Annotated in this window: 15 protein-coding genes; 11 read left to right on the top strand and 4 right to left on the bottom strand. The window is 74.7% G+C overall.

Annotated elements, in window-relative coordinates; genetic code table 11:
- Positions 1-52: 52 nt before the first annotated feature.
- Entirely contained in the window at positions 53-1,183 is a 1,131-nt protein-coding gene (gene rsgA, locus OG309_RS29400) for a ribosome small subunit-dependent GTPase A (RefSeq protein ID WP_329425350.1), read from the bottom strand.
- 358 nt (positions 1,184-1,541) lie between these two features.
- Between rsgA and OG309_RS29395 the strand changes: the two genes are divergently transcribed.
- Complete coding sequence (locus OG309_RS29395) at positions 1,542-1,994, top strand: VOC family protein (RefSeq protein ID WP_329425348.1); 453 nt, start codon at positions 1,542-1,544, stop codon at positions 1,992-1,994.
- Here OG309_RS29395 and OG309_RS29390 read toward each other — a convergent pair.
- Positions 1,931-2,668, bottom strand: a complete 738-nt coding sequence (locus tag OG309_RS29390) for a helix-turn-helix domain-containing protein (protein ID WP_329425346.1) — start codon at positions 2,666-2,668, stop codon at positions 1,931-1,933. The genes OG309_RS29395 and OG309_RS29390 overlap by 64 nt on opposite strands.
- Positions 2,669-2,774: 106 nt before the next feature.
- Between OG309_RS29390 and OG309_RS29385 the strand changes: the two genes are divergently transcribed.
- The 6 genes from OG309_RS29385 to OG309_RS29360 all read left to right on the top strand — a co-directional run bounded on the left by OG309_RS29385 (position 2,775) and on the right by OG309_RS29360 (position 10,826).
- The gene (locus OG309_RS29385; RefSeq protein WP_329425344.1) at positions 2,775-3,230 is read left to right on the top strand and encodes a CU044_2847 family protein; all 456 of its coding nucleotides are present in this window, start codon (positions 2,775-2,777) and stop codon (positions 3,228-3,230) included.
- A complete protein-coding gene (locus OG309_RS29380) occupies positions 3,230-5,059 on the top strand; it encodes a VMAP-C domain-containing protein (protein WP_329425342.1) in 1,830 nt (609 codons plus the stop codon). The genes OG309_RS29385 and OG309_RS29380 overlap by 1 nt, the downstream gene beginning before the upstream one ends.
- A gap of 36 nt (positions 5,060-5,095) precedes the next feature.
- A complete protein-coding gene (locus OG309_RS29375) occupies positions 5,096-6,118 on the top strand; it encodes an AAA family ATPase (protein ID WP_329425341.1) in 1,023 nt (340 codons plus the stop codon).
- Positions 6,108-9,473 (top strand): SAV_2336 N-terminal domain-related protein, encoded by a 3,366-nt coding sequence (locus OG309_RS29370; protein ID WP_329425339.1) that lies wholly within the window; start codon positions 6,108-6,110, stop codon positions 9,471-9,473. The genes OG309_RS29375 and OG309_RS29370 overlap by 11 nt, the downstream gene beginning before the upstream one ends.
- A gap of 129 nt (positions 9,474-9,602) precedes the next feature.
- Positions 9,603-10,424 carry an IS5 family transposase gene (locus OG309_RS29365; RefSeq protein WP_443067645.1) on the top strand — a complete coding sequence of 274 codons (822 nt, stop codon included), beginning with the start codon at positions 9,603-9,605 and terminating at the stop codon, positions 10,422-10,424.
- A 72-nt stretch (positions 10,425-10,496) separates the two neighbouring features.
- Positions 10,497-10,826, top strand: a complete 330-nt coding sequence (locus tag OG309_RS29360) for a hypothetical protein (RefSeq protein WP_329425335.1) — start codon at positions 10,497-10,499, stop codon at positions 10,824-10,826.
- Positions 10,827-10,834: 8 nt separating this feature from the next.
- Here the strand turns inward: OG309_RS29360 and OG309_RS29355 are convergent, their stop codons facing one another.
- A complete protein-coding gene (locus OG309_RS29355; RefSeq protein ID WP_329425333.1) occupies positions 10,835-11,791 on the bottom strand; it encodes an IS481 family transposase in 957 nt (318 codons plus the stop codon).
- Between the two features lie 103 nt (positions 11,792-11,894).
- On the bottom strand, positions 11,895-13,025 hold the full coding sequence (locus OG309_RS29350) for a YihY/virulence factor BrkB family protein (protein WP_329425331.1): 1,131 nt from the start codon (positions 13,023-13,025) through the stop codon (positions 11,895-11,897).
- A 17-nt stretch (positions 13,026-13,042) separates the two neighbouring features.
- Between OG309_RS29350 and OG309_RS29345 the strand changes: the two genes are divergently transcribed.
- The 4 genes from OG309_RS29345 to OG309_RS38175 all read left to right on the top strand — a co-directional run bounded on the left by OG309_RS29345 (position 13,043) and on the right by OG309_RS38175 (position 17,282).
- Positions 13,043-14,680: an acyl-CoA dehydrogenase family protein gene (locus OG309_RS29345; RefSeq protein ID WP_329425329.1), complete on the top strand. Its 1,638-nt coding sequence runs from the start codon at positions 13,043-13,045 to the stop codon at positions 14,678-14,680.
- Between the two features lie 331 nt (positions 14,681-15,011).
- Positions 15,012-16,319 carry a GAF domain-containing protein gene (locus OG309_RS29340; RefSeq protein ID WP_329425327.1) on the top strand — a complete coding sequence of 436 codons (1,308 nt, stop codon included), beginning with the start codon at positions 15,012-15,014 and terminating at the stop codon, positions 16,317-16,319.
- Positions 16,320-16,483: 164 nt separating this feature from the next.
- On the top strand, positions 16,484-17,053 hold the full coding sequence (locus tag OG309_RS29335; RefSeq protein ID WP_329425325.1) for a GNAT family N-acetyltransferase: 570 nt from the start codon (positions 16,484-16,486) through the stop codon (positions 17,051-17,053).
- A 145-nt stretch (positions 17,054-17,198) separates the two neighbouring features.
- On the top strand, positions 17,199-17,282 hold the full coding sequence (locus OG309_RS38175) for a putative leader peptide (protein ID WP_351188065.1): 84 nt from the start codon (positions 17,199-17,201) through the stop codon (positions 17,280-17,282).
- Positions 17,283-17,386 lie beyond the last annotated feature (104 nt).

Below are 17,386 nucleotides of genomic sequence, written 5' to 3'. Positions count from 1 at the left end.
CCCCGCAGGGCTCCCGCTCCCGCCCCCGCCCCCGCCCGGGCGGCCCACCGGCTCAGCGGACGCGGCCCCGCTTGATGTCCATGGCCGCGCGGCCCTCGGCGCCCTTGCGCTTCCAGTCCTTCAGCATCTCCGTGCGCAGCCGCGCGTCGGTCTTGGCGGCGAGGCGTTGGTTCTCACGGATCAGCTTGCGGTAGCTGTCGAGGCGCCGCTCGGGCAGCGAGCCGTCCTCGATGGCGGCGGTGACGGCGCAGCCGGGCTCCGTCTCGTGGGCGCAGTCCGGGAAGCGGCAGTCGCCCGCCAGCTCCTCGATCTCGCTGAAGACCTGGCCGACGCCCGCCTCGGCGTCCCAGAGGCCGACGCCGCGCAGTCCGGGCGTGTCGATGAGCACCCCGCCGCCGGGCAGCACGAGCAGGTTGCGGGTGGTGGTGGTGTGCCGGCCCTTGCCGTCCACGTCGCGGGCGGCCTGGACCTCCATCACGTCCTGGCCGAGCAGGGTGTTGGCGAGGGTCGACTTCCCCGCGCCGGAGACGCCGAGCAGCACGCTCGTGCCGCCGGCGGCGACCGCGTGGAGCACGTCGACCCCCTCGCCGGTGAGCGAGCTGACGGGCAGCACCTGGACGCCGGGGGCGACCGTCTCGACGTCCTCGACCAGGTAGGAGAGCCCGACCGGGTCGGGCACCAGGTCGGCCTTGCTGAGCACGACGAGCGGCTGCGCGCCGGACTCCCAGGCCAGGGCGAGGAAGCGTTCGATGCGCCCCAGGTCGAGCTCGACGGCGAGCGAGACCGTGATGATGGCGTGGTCGACGTTGGCGGCGAGGATCTGCCCCTCGGACCGCTTGGACGAGGTGGACCGGGCGAACGCGGTGCGGCGGGGCAGGCAGGCCCGTACGTAGCGGGGGTCGTTGACGCCCTCGGGGTCGACGGCGGCCCAGTCGCCGGTGCAGATCACCCGCAGCGGGTCGTGCGGGGTGACGAAGGCGGTGTCGGCGCGCACGAGTCCGGCCTCGGTCACGAGGTCGCACTGGCCGCGGTCGACGCGGACGACCCGGCCGGGCAGCAGGCCCTGCGCCGCGTACGGCGCGAACTCGGCGGCCCAGGCGTCGTCCCAGCCGTAGGCGCGCAGGGAGGACGGGTCGGGGGTGGAGCGGGAGTCGTCGGTGGAACGGGAAAGCGAGAAAGACAAGGGGGACCCTTCACAGGGGTGGCCCCGGCATCGCGCGCAGGTGCGCGCGGGGAGTGGGAGACGTCAGCCGGTGAGGGACGTCAGCCGGTGGCCACGGAGGTGGTGTGGACGGACTTCTCGATGTGGGCAACGCCCGTCGTGACGACAGCCATCGGTCACACCTCCTGGTCGTGATGGTCTCCTGACCGCGATCTTCGCGGTGCGCTCACCGTAGCGGAGGCCGGGCCGGAGGCGCCAAGCATTTTCCGGGCGGCCCGGTCCCCGTCGGGTAGCGCCTCGCGGGCCCCTCCGCGCGCCCGCGGCCCCGGTGTCCGATCCGTACAAGACGGGCGGCTCGGAGCGGTCTACGTTCGGGGGCATGGACACCAAGCGACCCACCCCGTGCCTCGACGTCATCGGCCTGGTCACCTCCGACATGGGCGCCTCCCTCGCCTTCTACCGGCTGCTCGGCCTGGACCTGCCGCCCGGCGCCGAGACCGCCCCGCACGTGGAGCTGGCCCTGCCCGGCGGCGTGCGCGTCCTGTGGGACACGGAGGAGATCGCCCGGTCCTACGACCCGGCCTGGACCCGTCCCTCCGGCGGCGACCGGGTCGCCCTCGCCTTCCGCTGCGCGGACCCGGACGAGGTCGACGCCGTCTACGCGGCCCTGACGGGCGCCGGACACCGCGGGCACCTCAAGCCCTGGGACGCCGTGTGGGGCCAGCGGTACGCGGTGGTGCTCGACCCGGACGGAGCGGCGGTGTCGCTCTACGCCGACCACGCCGGGGCGGCGGCGGAACCGGCCGGCGCCCCCGCGACGGACGCGGTGTAACCCGTCAGGGTCGTCCCCGTCAGGGCCCGCATCTCGCGGGCCAGATGGGCCTGGTCGACGCAGCCCGCGCGGTACGCCGCCTGCGCGTAGGGGACGCCCGCCCGCACCAGCGCGAGCGCCCGCTGCAGCCGCAGGATCCGGGCCAGTGTCTTCGGCCCGTAGCCGAAGGCCGCGAGCGAGCGCCGGTGCAGCTGCCGGGCGCCGAGTCCGACCGCGTCGGCGGCGGCTCCGACCGCGTCGCCCGCCCGCAGCCGGGCGACGACGGCCCGCAGCAGCGGGTCGGGGGCCGGGGCCCCCGCGGCCCGGCGCAGCACCAGGCCCTCCAGGGCGGCGGCGCGGTCGGCGGCGCCGGTCACGCCGTCGGCGAGCCGGCGGGCCTCGCGGGCGCCCCACAGGTCGGCGAGGTCGACCCGCCGGTCGCGCAGGGCGCTCGCCTCGACGCCGAGCACGCCCGGCGCCTCACCGGGCGCGAAGCGCAGGCCGGCGTAGTGCGCGGCGAAACTCTCCGGGAGGTACGCGCCGGTGTCCGGGCCCGCGACCATCAGGCGGCCGTCGGCCCAGATCAGGTCCATGCACCCGTCCGGCAGGACCGGGCGGCGGCCGGGGTCGGCGGGGCCGGTCGCGCGGGTCCAGACGACCGCGCCGGCGAGCCGCGCGGGGCGCTCCTCGTACACCCCTCCAGGGTAGGCCGGGCCCGGCCCTGCCGCCGATCCGCTGACACGGACGGGGCCGTCGGACAGAATGGTGCGTGAACCAACTGTTCTGGGCACGGGGGTAGTTGTGGGCACACTCATGGAGTTCGACACGGCGGACGGCACGGTCCTGGTCGAGGCGGACGGTGATCAGCCGGGTGCCCGGCCCGTCTCCCGCGGCGGGAACTCCCTGGTCCGGGCGGGCCAGACGCTCGACGAGGCGCTCGTGGGGATCCGCGCGGCGGCCGAGTCCGCGCTGGCCGTGTTCCGGGGCGGTTCGCTCCGGCCGGACGCGGTGGAGCTGGAGTTCGGGGTGAAGCTGACGGCCGAGGCGGGCGCGGTGATCGCGAAGACGGCCGTCGAGGGGCATCTGACGGTGAAGCTGTCCTGGACGCCGGACGGCGACGGCCCGCAGGCCTCGGTCACGGTCCCGACGGCCGCTTCCGACGGCACGACGGGCCCTGCGGCGACGGGCGGAACGGCGGGCACCGCGGGCGCGGGCGCCGCCGAGGCGGGTGCCGGAGCGACCGCCGGCCCGCACTGATGGGCTCCCCCGCCTGGCACGTGCGGGTCGACGGCGCGGGCCAGGTGCTGGGCTCCGGGTTCCTCGTCGCCGCCGACACGGTCCTGACCTGCGCTCATGTGGTCGACGGCCGCGCGGACGCCACGGTCTGGTTCCCCGGCGCCCACGGCCTCGGGGAGGTGTCGGCCCGGGTCGCCCGCCGTGGCCCCTGGGGCGGCGGCCGCACCGACCCCGGCGATGTCGCGGTGCTCACCCTGGACCGGCCGGTGCCGGTCCCGCCGATCGCGTTCGCGGGGCCCGAGGGCGTCGGTGAGGACGGGGAACCGCCGCGGCTCGTGGCGTACGGCTTCCCCGAGGGGTACGCGCACGAGGGCGCCCAGACGGAGCTGCGGACGACCTCGGCCGGACAGCTGATCCACGACGAGTGGCAGCAGGCGGAGTACTGGAAGGGCTTCGGGCAGGAGCCCTCGCACGGGTTCAGCGGGGCCGCCGCCATGCGCGCCGCCGACGGGGCCGTGGTCGGGATGGTCGCCTCGTACGACCCGGTGGTGCGCAACGCCCGGATCATCCCCGCCCGGATCCTGGCCCGGTACGTCCCCGCCCTCGCCGCGCTCGTGCCCACGCCGGGCTGTTCCTCCGAGGAGAAGCGCGGACTCCTGGACCTGGTGGAGCGGGCCGGTCCGCTGTCCGTCCCGGTGGAGCGGCTGCTCGCCGCCGCGACCGGCCCGCTGGGCCCCGCGCTGCCGCCCGCCCCGCCCCGCGACCTGTGGCAGGGCGTGTGGCACCTGCTCACCGAGACCACCCCGGGGCGCGGCCGGGTGCCGCTCGCCGAACTCGCCCTGCGGGTGGCCGACCTGACGGACGACGAGGAGCTGCGGCGCGCCTTCCGGGCGTGGGCGCGGGAGCACCGGGACCGGCACCAGGGGCCCCGGCCGGTGTTCGCGTACGACGACGAGCCCCGGCACGAGACCGCGGCGTACGCCCCGCACGGCCACGACCGCGAGCGCGCCCGGCCGGCCGCCCCGGTGGCCGCGCCGGGCGGTCCGCTGCCCTGGGCGCCGATCCTCGTCGAGGTGCGGCGCAGCGGCGCCGACGGCGGCACCGTGATCGCCGAGGTGTCGGTGTACCGGGGCGGGGACCGGATCCTCGTCAGCGAACGGCGGCTCGCGGTCGCCAAGTTGCGCGGCTGGGTCCTCGACCGGATCGACGAGGCGTACGAGGAGATCGTCGAGGGACGTCCGCTGATCGCGTTCGCGCTGCCCCGGTCGTGGCTGAACAAGGACGTCGACCAGTGGACCCGCAGGCGCGGCAAGGAGCCGCCGCTCGGCTGCAGTTCACCGGTGGTCGTGCTCGACCACGACCGCCGGTCCAAGGGCCGGCAGCAGTTCGCCCTCAAGCGGGTGTGGGAGGAGCTGGACCGGCAGGACGGCTCGCCGCTGCACCGGGTCGCCTGCGCCACCCCGCAGGGCGCGGCGCAGCTGTCGGTGCTCCTCCAGGACGTGCGCGGCGCGGTGGGCTTCTCCCGGCCGCCGACGGCGTCCCGGGAGCGCACTCTGTACGGCGCGGCGCTGGACGCGCCCGCGCCGATCGTGCTGTGGCCGCGCAACGGCTGCCCGCCGGGCGGGCCGTGCACGGGGAGCTGCTCGGGGGCCGGCTTCCTCGACCGGATCGCGGAGCGGATCTCCCGCCTTCCACCGGCCGAGCTCCCGGACGTCGTCTTCCGGTTGCGGAAGGAGGCCTTCCTGCACGAGGGCCCCGAGCCGCACTGGGCGGCGCACGTGTCTCTGGTGTGGGAGGACCCGCGCCGGTTTCCCGAGGTCCGCCCCCTGCGCCACTCCCCCGTCGGCTGACCGTCCGTCCCGTACCCACTCCTTGGAGCAGCAGGCATGTCCCTCTGGCCCGTCTACACCGGATCGAGCGCGCCGCACGACGGCGTCGACGCGCTGCCCGCGCCGCCGCCGTGGCGCGCGTTCGACGGCGGGCCCGCGCTGCCGCCGGCCCGGGAGGAGGACGCCGCGGGCGGCGCGCCGGGCCGGGTGCACCGGGCCCGCACGTACCAGCCGACACCCGAGACGGTGCAGCTGGTCAACGCGGCGCTGCACCTGCGGCGGCCGCTGCTCGTGACGGGCCCGCCGGGGAGCGGCAAGTCCAGCCTGCCGTACGCGGTGGCGCGCGAGCTGCGGCTCGGCCGGGTGCTGCGCTGGAACGTGACGAGCCGCACGGCGCTGACCGACGGCCTCTACCGGTACGACCCGCTGTCGCGGCTGTACGCGGCCGGGCGGGCCGGCGCCGGCGAGCCGCTGCCCGGGGAGGCGGCGATCGAGGACCACCTGCGGCTCGGCCCGCTGGGCACCGCTCTGCTGCCGTACGAGCGGCCCCGGGTGCTGCTCATCGACGAGATCGACAAGAGCGACCTCGACCTGCCCAACGACCTGCTGCACGTGCTGGAGGAGGGGCAGTACGAGATCCCCGAGCTGGTGCGGGCGGCCCGTTCGCACCCGGTGGCCGAGGTGATGGTGGCGGACTCGGAGGAGCGGGTGCCGGTGCGGCACGGCGAGGTGCGCTGCCGGGCCTTCCCGTTCGTCGTCCTCACCAGCAACGGCGAGCGGGAGTTCCCGCCGGCGTTCCTGCGCCGCTGCGTGCGGCTCGAACTGCACCAGCCGCCGCGCCGGCAGCTGGAGGACATCGTGCGGGCGCACCTGGGCGAGCTCGACGAGCGGGACCACGCGCTCGTCGACACGTTCCTGCGCCGGGGCAGCGCGGGCGAGCTCGCCACGGACCAGCTGCTCAACGCGATCTACCTGACCCGGACGGCCGGCCTGGACACCGGGTCGCGCGAGGAGCTGGCGAAGGCGTTGATGCCGTACCTGGGGCGGGCGGCGGAGTCCTGGGACGTCGATGACGTCTGACCGGGCGGCCGGCGAGGCGCTGACCGCCCTGGCGGGCATCCTGGAGGCGGCCGGGCAGGAGCCGCCGACCGGGCGGGAGCTGGCGGAACTGCTGTGGCTGGCGCGGCAGATGGGGACGCCGGAGCCGCCGCCGGAGCGGCCGGTGCGGCAGCCTCCGGAGCCCGCTCCACCCCACCGCCGGCCCTCGGACCACCTCCCGCCGGCGCCCCTCGCGCTCCCTCCCGGTCCGGCCCCGGCCCCGGCCGCGCCGCCCCGGGTGCCGCTGCACGCCCCGGCGGCCGCGCCCGAACCGAGGCCCTCGCCGCGGCCCGTCCCCCGGCCGGCTCCCGGCGTGCCCTCGCACAGCCCGCTGCTGGCGCCCGCGCCGCCGATGCTGGCCCGCCCGCTCGCCCTCCAGCGCTCGCTGCGACCGCTGCGGCGGACCGTGCCGAGCGCGGCCGGCCGGGAGCTGGACGAGGCCGCGACGGCCGACCGGATCGCCGCGCTCGGCGCCCGGCGGCGGCTGTGGCTGCCGGTGCTGCGGCCCCGGCAGGAGCGCTGGCTGCACCTGCGGATCGTCCTCGACACGGGCCCGACGATGACGATGTGGCGCCCGCTGGCGCGCGAGCTGCACACGGCCCTCGCGCAGACCGGGGCGTTCCGCACGCTCGACGTGCTGCGGCTCGGCGAGGACGGGCGGCTGCCCCCGCGGCACCGGGAGCGCGGCCGTACGGCGGTGCTCGTGGTCAGCGACGCGATGGGGCCGCAGTGGCACGAGGGCCCGGCCGGCGTGCGGTGGCGCGGCACGCTCGCCGCGCTCGCCCGGGAGGCTCCGGTCGCGCTGCTCCAGCCGCTGCCGGAGCGCCTGTGGCGGCACACGGCGGCGCCCGCCGTGCCGGGCCGGTTCGTCTCGCCCGCCGCGGGCGTCCCCAACACGGCCCTGGGGTTCACCCCGTACGACGGCGCACCCGGCCGGGCGGGCGTCCCGCTGCCGGTCCTGGAGCCGACCGAGGTGTGGCTCGGCCACTGGGCCGAGCTGGTCGCCTCCCCGGCGGGTACGGAGGTGCCGGGCGCGGCGGCCTTCGTGACGCCCTGCGAGCCGGTGGCCCCGGACGACGCGCTCGTCCCGGAGGACACCGACCCCGAGGAACTGGTGCTGCGCTTCCGCGCCCTGGCCTCGCCGCAGGCCTTCCGGCTCGCCGCGCACCTGGCGGTCGGCTCGGCACGGCTGCCGGTGATGCGGCTGGTCCAGGCGGCGGTGGAGGAACGTCCCGAGCCGCAGCACCTGGCGGAGGTGGTCCTCAGCGGCATGCTCCGCGCCCACCCGGGCGCGGACCCGGGCGCGTACGCGTTCCGCCCCGGCGTCCGCGAGGTCCTCCTCGGCGCCCTCCCCCGCACCTCCCTGATCCGCACGGCCGAACTCCTGGCCCGCGTCAGCGCCGAGATCGACGCCCGCGCGGGCGCCCTGCCGGGCGAGTTCCGCGCCCTGGTGGAGAGCCTGGAGGGGCGGGGCGCGGACCGGGCGATGGGGCGGCCGTTCGCGCTGGTGAGCGAGGAGAGCGTGCGGCTGCTGCGGGGGCCGGAGTGGGTGCCGCCGGCCTCGGCGCCGACGCCGGGCGCGGCGCGGCCGCGGCTGCTCGCCGGGCGGTACGAGCTCCTGGAGCGGCGGCCCGGCCCGGAGGGCGAGGAGCTGTGGCGGGCCCGGGACCGCGAGCAGGACCGCCGGGTCCTGGTCCGCATCCACCCCTTCGCCGCGCCGCCGGGGTTCGCGGCCCGCGTGGAGGCCCTGCGGAGCGTCGGTCACCCCCACCTCCTCAGGGTCCTGGACGGCCTGGAGCTCGACGGCCGCTGCGCCGTCGTCCTGGCGGGGGTCGCCGGCACGACGCTGCGCGAGCAGCTGACCGCCTCCCCCGACGGCCTGCCGGCGTTCCGCGCCCTGTACGGGGGCGGCGAGCTCGCCTCCGCTCTCCTCGCGCTGCACGAGGCCGGGTTCGTGCACGGCGCCGTGCGGACGGACCGCGTCCTGCTGACCCGGCAGGAGAAGCCGCTCCTCGGAGAGCCCGCGCCGGTGCCGGAGCAGCGGGCCGAGGACGACCTGTACGACCTGGGCCGGCTGTTGTACGAGATGGCCACGGGCACGGCCCTGCGGGACGACGACGGCACGCAGCCGTCCGTCCGGGCCGTGCGACCGGACGTGCCCTTCGCGCTCGAACAGGGCATCCTCGGCCTGCTGTCCGACCACGTCGCGCACCGGAGCGACGCCCTGCGGCGGCTGGCGGGGCTGGTCCGCTCCCTCGGGGCGCGCCCGTGGGGCGCCGTGCCCGGCCCGAGCTACCGGATCCTCGGGCCGGTCAAGGCCTGGTTCGACCCGCTGCCCGAACGGGACGCACTCCTGCTGGCCGGGCTGCTGCTGGGACGGGGGCAGTTCGTCGACATGGGGGCCCTGCCCTTCGAGACCGGGGGCGAACCCCACCTCATCGCCGACGTGCACGCCCATCTGGAGCGGCTGCGGGCCGACGGACACCCGATCGAGTGGGAGGGGCTGGCTGCCCGGATCGACCTGTCCGACGCGCGCTTCGACCTGGAGACCGCCGAGCGGCTCGCGGAGCGTGCGGCCGAGGCCGCGAGGAACGGGGACCGCGCGACGGGCACCCGGCTGTACCGGGCGGCCCTCGTCCTGTGGCGGTCGGAGCCCCTGGCGGGCCTGCCGGGCCGGTGGGCGAGCACGGAGCGGCACAAGCTGCTGCGTCTGCGGGCGGACTGGGAGGACCGGCTGGCCGCGCTGTCGGAGCCCGCGGCGGCACGGGGGGCGCGGCTGCTGGCCGTCGCCTCCGGCCCGGACGCCGGAGGCGCGGCCGCCAGGGAATTCGCGTCCGTGCTGCACGTCCTGGGGCTGGAGGGCGTGGGCTCCACGCCCCTGACCCATCTGACGGAGTTCCCGCCCGAGGTGGCGGTCCGGCTGGCGGCGGACTCCACCGTCTCCGCCTGGCGCGGGCCGGGGCCCCGACGGCCCGTCACCCTGCGGCTGGTCGTGTCCGGGGCGACGGCCGAGGTGTCCGAGCTCGCGGAGGTGGTCCAGGCCCAGACGGCGCAGGCCGAGACGGCAGCCGAGCGGGGGCCGCAGCTGCTGCTCGCGTATCCGCGGTGGATCCACGACGCCCTGCCCGAGCATCTCCGCATGCGTGCGCGAGGGGCGCCCGGACCGCAGGGGTGGATGTGGTTGAAGCTGGTTCCGCCGCTGGAGGTCACGGTGACGTCGGTGCCGCAGCCCTCGGTTCCCGTGCCGTGGCCGCCCGAGCCGGCCCCGGAGCGGCCCAGGGGCTTCTTGGCCCGCCTGTTCCGGCGGCGGCCCCCGCCCCCGCCTCGGGCGCCCTAGCGGCGGGAGCGGTCGGACGCGCCCTAGGCCGTGTTTTAGAAGTGGGCTTCGCCGTTCGCCCTGCGCCGTGATGATCGCGGTGTGGGGCGAGGGGATCTTTCTGACGAGCAGTGGGCCGTGCTCGAGCCGATGCTGCCGGTCGCGATGCGGGGCAGGCCGGCGGTGGGGCGGAGGAGGCTGATCGATGGGATCCGGTGGCGGGTTCGTACCGGTGCTCCGTGGCGGGATCTGCCGTCGGAGTACGGGCCGTGGCAAACGGTCTACGGACTCTTCCGCCGCTGGCAACGTGATGGCACCTGGCCCGAATTGCTGACCGGACTGCAGGCCCGGGCGGACGCGGGCGGGCTGATCACGTGGGAGGTCAACGTCGACTCCACGATCTGCCGGGCCCATCAGCACGCTGCAGGCGCCCGCCGCGACGGACAGGCCCAGAAGGAACCGCCGGGCGGCACCCGCAGCGAACCCGACGACCACGGCCTGGGCCGGTCCCGGGGAGGCTTCACCACCAAGATCCACCTGGCCTGCGAGCAAGGCCAGCGGCCGCTGTCTCTACTGGTCACCGCAGGTCAGAGTGGTGACAGTCCTCAGTTCGCCGCCGTCCTGGAAGGCATCCGGGTCCCCCGCACCGGACCGGGCCGTCCCCGTGTCCGTCCCCTGCGAGTGCGGGGCGACAAGGCGTATTCGTCCCAGGCCAACCGGGCCTACCTGCGAAAGCGGGGAATCCGGTGCACGATCCCCGAGCCTGCCGACCAGGTGGCCAACCGCAAGCGGCGGGGGAAGGCCGGCGGGCGGCCTCCGGCGTTCGACCGCGAGGACTACAAGGCCCGGCACGCGGTCGAGTGCGGGATCAACCGGCTCAAGCGCAACCGTGCGGTCGCCACCAGGTTCGACAAACTCGCCGTCCGCTTCGAAGCCACCGTCCTGATCGCCGCGATCGGCGAATGGTTATGACCGGTCTGAGCTGTCGGTTCCTCATGCAATGCTGACCGCGACCAGGATCGACAGGGTGAGGGAGAGACAGCGATGGGGGCTCAGTACTACGGCGCCGACAGCGAGAACGGCGACCGCATCGACGACCCCTCCGAGGACGCGCTGTTCATGATGATCAGCGACCTCAACAACTCCGACAACACCTTCGTCGTCGTCCAGCCCGACGAGGACGACCCCGTCTGGTTCGCCTCCGTGGCCGTCCTCGATGAAGGCGGTTACGAGATCGTCCGCCGTGACACCTCCCGCGACGAGCACGAGGTCACCACGGCGACCAGCATCAGCAACATCGCCCGCGACCTCACCATCTGGATGGCCGCCCGCGACTTCCCCGGACGGCCAACCAAGCAGGTCAGCGAGTTCTAAAACACGACCTAGGTGTATTGACCCGCAGGGTTGTTGACGCGGCTGATGGGCGGGTGTCCGTCGAGTGCGGTGTGGCAGCGGTGGTGGTTGTAGGTGTGGAGGAAGTCTGCCAGGGCCGCGGTCCGCTCGTCGTTCGACGTGTAGGGCCGCAGGTAGGCCCACTCGTCCAGCAGGGTGCGGTTGAAGCGTTCGACCTTGCCGTTGGTCTGCGGCCGGTAGGCACGGGTCAGCTTGCCCGTGGCGCCGAGGTCGGCCAGGACCGTCTTCCAGGCCAGGCCCTTGCGGTAGGCCCAGGCGTTGTCGGTCAGGACCCGTTCGATGCGGGTGATGCCGCTGGCGTGGAAGAACGCGGCTGCGCGGGCCAGGAAGGCCGCGCAGGTCGCGACTTTCTCGTCGGGGTGGATCTCGCTGTAGGCGAGGCGGGAGTGGTCGTCGACGGCGGAGTGGACGTAGTCGAAACCCATGGCCGAGCGGGTGGCCCGGCCGGCCTGCCGGCCCAACGTGCGGTGGCCGCCGCCGTCGGGGATCCGGCCGAGTTTCTTCACGTCCACGTGGATCAGCTCGCCGGGTCGCTCACGCTCGTAACGGCGGATCACGACTCCGGTCGGGCGGTCGATCCAGGCGAGCCGGTTCAGCCGGTGGCGGGTCAGGATCCGGTGCACGGTCGAGGTGGGCAGACCCAGGATCGGGCCGATCCGGGCCGGGCCGAGTTTGCGGTTCCGTCGCAGGCCGCAGACCTGTTCTTCCACGGCGGCCGCGGTCCGGTGCGGGGTGGTGTGAGGCCGGCTCGACCGGTCGTGCAGGCCTGCCTCGCCCTCGGTCCGCCACCGGCGGATCCATTTGTGGGCCGTAGCCCGCGAGATGCCCATCTCGGCGGCCACGTGGGCGACCGGACGGCCTGAGCAGACACGTTCGACCAGCAGTCTCCTACCGAAGACGGTCAGCCGGGCATTACGGTGGGCCACGAAGACCTCCGAGCGGTGAGTTCCTAGACAGCTCCCACCACACCGGAGGTCTTCGCCATGTTCAAGACCGAACCGGTGTCAACAACGCTCGTGATCAATACACCTAGGGCGCGTCCTTGTCCCACCCCGAATGCAGCCGGGACTTCACGTCGTCCGGCGGCAGGAACCTCGACCACCGTTCGGGGAACTCCGACGGCATGTCCGGGTCGTCCTCGTCCACGTCGTCCTCCTCCGCCCGGAGCCGGGCGACCAGGTCGGCGGCCTGGACGGCGCGGGCGCGTTCGTTGGCCTCGCGGGCGGCGCCGGTGGCGACGGAGGGCCAGACGCGGTCGATGGCCGCGTTGACGGCGGCGCCGACGAGGACGGCGAAGGCGGAGATGCCGATCCACAGGAGGACGGCGATGGGGGCGGCGAGGGAGCCGTAGATGGTGGGGCCCTCGACCTGGCTGGTCAGGTAGATGCGGAGGAGGAAGCTGCCGAGGACCCAGATGGCGAGGGCGACGAGCGCGCCGGGGATGTCCTCGATCCACGGGGAGCGGACCGGGACGGACACGTGGTACAGGGTCGTCAGGAAGGCGATGGAGAGCAGGATGACCGTCGGCCAGTACAGGACGGAGACGACTTCCGTGCCCCAGGGGACGAGCTCGACGATCCGGTCCGGTCCGACGACCGCCAGCGGGAGGACGACGGCGCCGATCAGCAGGGCGACGATGTAGAGGAGGAAGGCGAGGAGCCTCGTCTTCACGATGCCGCGGTGTCCGTCGAGGCCGTACATGACGGTGATGGTGTCGATGAAGACGTTGACGGCGCGGGAGCCGGACCAGAGGGCGATGGCGAAGCCGAGGGAGATCAGCTCGGGCCGTTTGCCCTGGGTGACGCCTTCCAGCAGGGGGCGGGCGAACTCGTTGACGCCGCGGTCGGAGAGGACCGTTCCGGCGGCGTGGAGGATGTTCTCCTCGATGCTGGCGACGGTGTTGGTGTTGGTCCAGTCGTCGGCGTAGCCGAGGAGGGCGATCAGGCCGAGCAGCAGGGGCGGCAGGGACAGCAGGGTGAAGAACGCGGCTTCGGCGGCGAGCCCGAGGATGCGGTACTCGATGCACGAGTTCACGGTGTCCTTGAGGAGCAGCCAGACCATCTTCCGCTTCGAGACGTTGCGGTAGAGGACGCGAGCGCGGTGGAGCCGGCTCCAGGGCCGCCGCTCTGGCCTTTCGGGTGTTTCGTTTGCTGCCTGCACGTCCTTACCGTATCGGCATGACTGACGGCACCCACACCGTGACCAACCAGGCTCCGCCCCTGGTCGGCCATGACGTCTTCTCGACCGACCGGGCCCTCGCTGAGGCCGTGGAGCGGCACCTTCCGCCGGAGCTGTACGCCGAGGCGCGCGAGGAGCTGGTGGCCTTCGGCGTCTCGGCGGGCTCGGCCCAGGCACTGGAGTGGGGGACGCTCGCGAACGCGTGTGCGCCCCGGTTGCGGACCCACGACCGGTACGGCCACCGGATCGACGAGGTGGAGTTCCATCCGGCCTGGCACCGGCTGCTCGGGCGCGGGGTGGCGGCGGGTCTGACGGACGCGTGGGACCGGCCGGGCGGGCACGTGCGGCGGGCGGCCGGCTTCCTGCTGGCCTCGCAGGTGGAGGCGGGCCACGGCTGCCCGCTGTCGATGACGCACGCGGCGGTGCCGGCGCTGCGCGCGGAGCCGGAACTGGCGGCGCTCTGGGAGCCGCTGATCGCTTCCCGGGTGTACGAGCAGGGGCTGCGGCCGCCGCTGGAGAAGACCGGCGTGCTGCTCGGGATGGGGATGACGGAGAAGCAGGGCGGCAGCGACGTCCGGGCGAACACCACCCGGGCCCGGCCGCTGGCGGAGGACGGGGCGTACGTCCTGACGGGGCACAAGTGGTTCTGCTCGGCGCCGATGTCGGACGGGTTCCTGGTGCTGGCGCAGGCGCCCGGCGGCCTGACCTGCTTCCTGGTGCCTCGGGTGCTGCCGGACGGCGCGCGGAACGCGTTCGCGATCCAGCGGCTCAAGGACAAGCTGGGCAACCGGTCGAACGCGTCCGCCGAGGTGGAGTTCGACGGGTCGACCTGGGCCCGCCGGGTCGGCGAGGAGGGGCGCGGGGTGCGCACGATCATCGGGATGGTGGCGGCGACCCGGCTGGACTGCGTGCTCGGCTCGGCGGCGCTGATGCGGCAGGCGGTGGCGCAGGCGGTGCACCACGCCTCGTACCGCAGCGCGTTCGGCGGGCTGCTCGTCGACAAGCCGCTGATGCGCAACGTGCTCGCCGATCTGGCGCTGGAGTCGGAGGCGGCGACGGTGCTGGGGCTGCGGCTCGCGGCGGCGTACGACGGCGGGAGCGAGGCGGACCGGGCGCTGCTGCGGATCGCGGTGCCGGTGGCGAAGTTCTGGGTGACGAAGCGGTGCACGCCGGTGGTGGCGGAGGCGCTGGAGTGCCTGGGCGGGAACGGGTACGTGGAGGAGTCGGGGCTGCCGCGGCTGCTGCGGGAGTCCCCGCTGAACTCGGTCTGGGAGGGCGCGGGCAATGTGCAGGCGCTCGACGTGCTGCGGGTGCTGCAGCGGGAGCCGGCGGCGCTGAACGCCTTCCTGGGCGAGGTGGGACGGGCGCGCGGCGCGGATCACCGGCTGGACCGGGCGATCCGGGACGTGCTGGCCGAACTCGCGGACCTGGAGGGCATCGAGGCGCGGGCCCGGCGGCTCGTGGAGCGGATGGCGCGGGTGCTCCAGGGGGCGCTGCTGGTGCGGTGGGCGCCGCCCGAGGTGGCGGACGCGTTCTGCGCCTCGCGGCTCGGCGGGGACTGGGGGGCGTCGTTCGGGACGCTGCCGCACACCCTGGATTTGGCGGCGGTGGTGGAGCGGGCCCGGCCGGCCGCGTGAACTCGCGTGCGGTCGGACCGTCTTCGGGTTGATGTCCGCGCGTGCCCAGGGGTGGACCCGTGGGGACGGCCGCCGGTCGGCGGGCGCTCCGGGGAGGTCGGCACGCGCGGAAAAGCCGAGGGTGGTGCTGCGCCGACACGGCACCACCCTCCGCTTCGGCTCCAGACTCCTCGACAGGGGCGGGGGTCGCCAGAGTTGCAAAGGGTTGCAGGATTACCCCAAGCACCCCGCGCGTCGCTCTCCGGAGCGGCACGATGGGCGGCAGGACTCCGGACCGGGCACGACCCGGGGCAGAACCGATACAGCACCGCGGGGGAGCTGGGAGGGACCGATGAACAACACGAAGCTGGACCTGAACCGGCTCGCCGCGATGGACGCCGGCAAGGCGAGCCGGCTGCTGCACCGGGTCCGCGAGGAGACGCTGGCCGGCCGGACGCCGCCGGTGGCGCCCCGCCCGGTCATCGACGCGTCCTGGCAGCGCATGTTCCGGATCGGCCTCGACCCGGACCAGACCACGAGCAGCGTGCTCCTGGAGCGCGAGGAGCTGGAGCAGCGGCGCCGGGCGACGGTGCTCGGCGAGGTGATGCGGACGCTGAGCGCGGGTCTGGCGGGGATCGCGGACGCCTCCCTGCAGATCATGGTCGTGACGGACGAGCAGGGCCGGGTGCTGTGGCGCGAGGGCAACCTGGGGGTGCTGCGCCAGGCCAACGGGATCTGCCTGGAGGAGGGCGCGGCCTGGAGCGAGCAGTCGACCGGGACGAACGCGGTGGGCACGGCGCTCGCGATGGACCGGGCCGTGCAGGTGCACTCGGCCGAGCACTACGTGCACACCCTGCACAACTGGACCTGCGCCGCCGCACCCGTGCACGACCCGCGCGACCAGCGACTGCTCGGCATCGTCGACGTGAGCGGCCCGGCGTCCAGCTTCCACCCGGCGACGCTGGCGCTGGTCGCCTCGGTGGCGCAGCTCGCCGAGGCGGAGATGCGCCAGCGGCATCTGCGCTCGATCGAGCGGCTGCGTTCGGTGGCGGCGCCGATCCTGTGCCGGGTGGGCGGCCGGGCCGTCGCCGTCGACACGCACGGCTGGACGGCGGCGGTGACCGGGATGGCGCCGGTGGACCGGCTCGCGCTGCCCAAGTCGTTCCGGGCCGGTCGGGTGTGGCTGCCCTCCCTGGGGATGTGCGCGGTGGAGCCGCTGCCGGGCGGCTGGCTGCTGCGGGCCGAGGAGGAGGCGCGGGGGGCCGACGCCGCCTCGGGCGCGGTGAGCCGGGTGGTGCTCGACCTGACCGGGCCGCGCCGCTGCACGGTGTCGGTGTCGGGCGCGGTGGGCAGCTGGTCCCAGGAGCTGAGCCCGCGCCACGCCGAGCTGCTGTACGTACTGGCGCTGCACCCGGAGGGCCGGACGGCGGCGGAGCTGGCGCAGGACGTGTTCGGGGACCGGACGCGGACGGTGACGGTACGGGCCGAGATGTCGCGGGTGCGGCGCAACCTGGCGGGGGTCCTCGCCCACCGCCCGTACCGCTTCGACGAGGAGGTCGAGGTGGAGCTGCGCCGCCCCGCCCACCCGGCGGACCTGCTGCCCCGCTCCACGGCCCCCGCGGTCCTGGCCGCGCGCACGGCGACCGGGCCGCGGGCTTGACCCCTTAGTACTGTGCCGCGCACGAGGGAGCCGCACGCCGCCCGTCCGCACCCCGCCCGCATCCCGTCCGCGCCCCGTCCGCATGGCGGACAATGTGTCCGAGGACACCCGGCCCACCCCCGCCACCTGTAGGAATCCGCCGCTCCGCATGATGCGATAAGCCCATGAGCATCACTCTCACCACCTGGTCGCTGGAACAGACCTCGCCGTCGGATCTGAACCCGGTCGCCCCGCCGGAGGGCGTCGAGCTGCGGATCGAGCGCGCCGGGGTGCCCTCGGCGGAGTTCAGCCGCTTCCTCTATACCGCGGTCGGCGGCGACATCCGCTGGACCGACCGGCTGTCGCTGACCTACCCCCAGTGGCAGGAGATCGTGGAGAAGCCGGGCGCCGAGATCTGGGTGGCGTACGAGAACGGGACGCCGGCCGGATACGTCGAACTGGACCCGCAGGACGACGGGGTCGTGGAGATCGTCTACTTCGGCCTGATCCCCGCCTTCCGGGGCCGGCGGATCGGCGGCCGCCTGCTGTCGTACGGGGTGGAGCGCGCCTGGGACCTGGCCGAGCGCTGGCCCGACCGTGAGCCGACCAAGCGGGTCTGGCTGCACACCTGCTCCCTGGACGGCCCCCACGCCATGGCCAACTACGAGCGCCGCGGCTTCCGCCTCTTCGACACGAAGGTCGAGGAGATCGAGGAGCCCGCGAACCCGGGGCCGTGGCCGGGCGCGCACGCCTGAGCCGTCGCGTTCCACTCGCCGAAGGGGCCCTGAACTGGGCCCCTTTCGCGTGACCCAGACCACACCATCTCGCCAGTCGAGACACTGATGTCCACATTATGGATAATGCTGGACTGGGTCCAAAGTCCCGTGACACGCTTCCGTCATGTCTGGAACTGGAATTGCCTTGGTGAGTCGGCGGCACGTCGACCTAGGCCGCATGTCCAGCGCCATCTGTTCGGCGCGCTGATCGAACCAGCACCGCCGCGCATCTTCCTGCAGTCCCTTTCTCTGCGCACTGTCGCGCCGCCCTCCATCCCGAGCGCGAGTGTGCAGGTCAGAGCCGCCCTCCCG

This window comes from Streptomyces sp. NBC_01268, from assembly GCF_036240795.1.
GTDB lineage: Bacteria > Actinomycetota > Actinomycetes > Streptomycetales > Streptomycetaceae > Streptomyces.
The sequence above is the reverse complement of the archived record's forward strand: the minus strand, read 5'-3'. Positions and strand labels throughout refer to the sequence as shown.

Excerpts from the sequence above, each read along its gene's own strand:
- OG309_RS38175 (WP_351188065.1), top strand. The coding sequence starts at position 17,199 with ATGTCTGGAACTGGAATTGCCTTGGTGAGTCGGCGGCACGTCGACCTA.
- OG309_RS29360 (WP_329425335.1), top strand. The coding sequence starts at position 10,497 with ATGGGGGCTCAGTACTACGGCGCCGACAGCGAGAACGGCGACCGCATC.
- OG309_RS29340 (WP_329425327.1), top strand. The coding sequence starts at position 15,012 with ATGAACAACACGAAGCTGGACCTGAACCGGCTCGCCGCGATGGACGCC.
- OG309_RS29395 (WP_329425348.1), top strand. The coding sequence starts at position 1,542 with ATGGACACCAAGCGACCCACCCCGTGCCTCGACGTCATCGGCCTGGTC.
- OG309_RS29345 (WP_329425329.1), top strand. The coding sequence starts at position 13,043 with ATGACTGACGGCACCCACACCGTGACCAACCAGGCTCCGCCCCTGGTC.
- OG309_RS29380 (WP_329425342.1), top strand. The coding sequence starts at position 3,230 with ATGGGCTCCCCCGCCTGGCACGTGCGGGTCGACGGCGCGGGCCAGGTG.
- OG309_RS29335 (WP_329425325.1), top strand. The coding sequence starts at position 16,484 with ATGAGCATCACTCTCACCACCTGGTCGCTGGAACAGACCTCGCCGTCG.
- OG309_RS29370 (WP_329425339.1), top strand. The coding sequence starts at position 6,108 with ATGACGTCTGACCGGGCGGCCGGCGAGGCGCTGACCGCCCTGGCGGGC.
- OG309_RS29365 (WP_443067645.1), top strand. The coding sequence starts at position 9,603 with ATGCTGCCGGTCGCGATGCGGGGCAGGCCGGCGGTGGGGCGGAGGAGG.
- OG309_RS29375 (WP_329425341.1), top strand. The coding sequence starts at position 5,096 with ATGTCCCTCTGGCCCGTCTACACCGGATCGAGCGCGCCGCACGACGGC.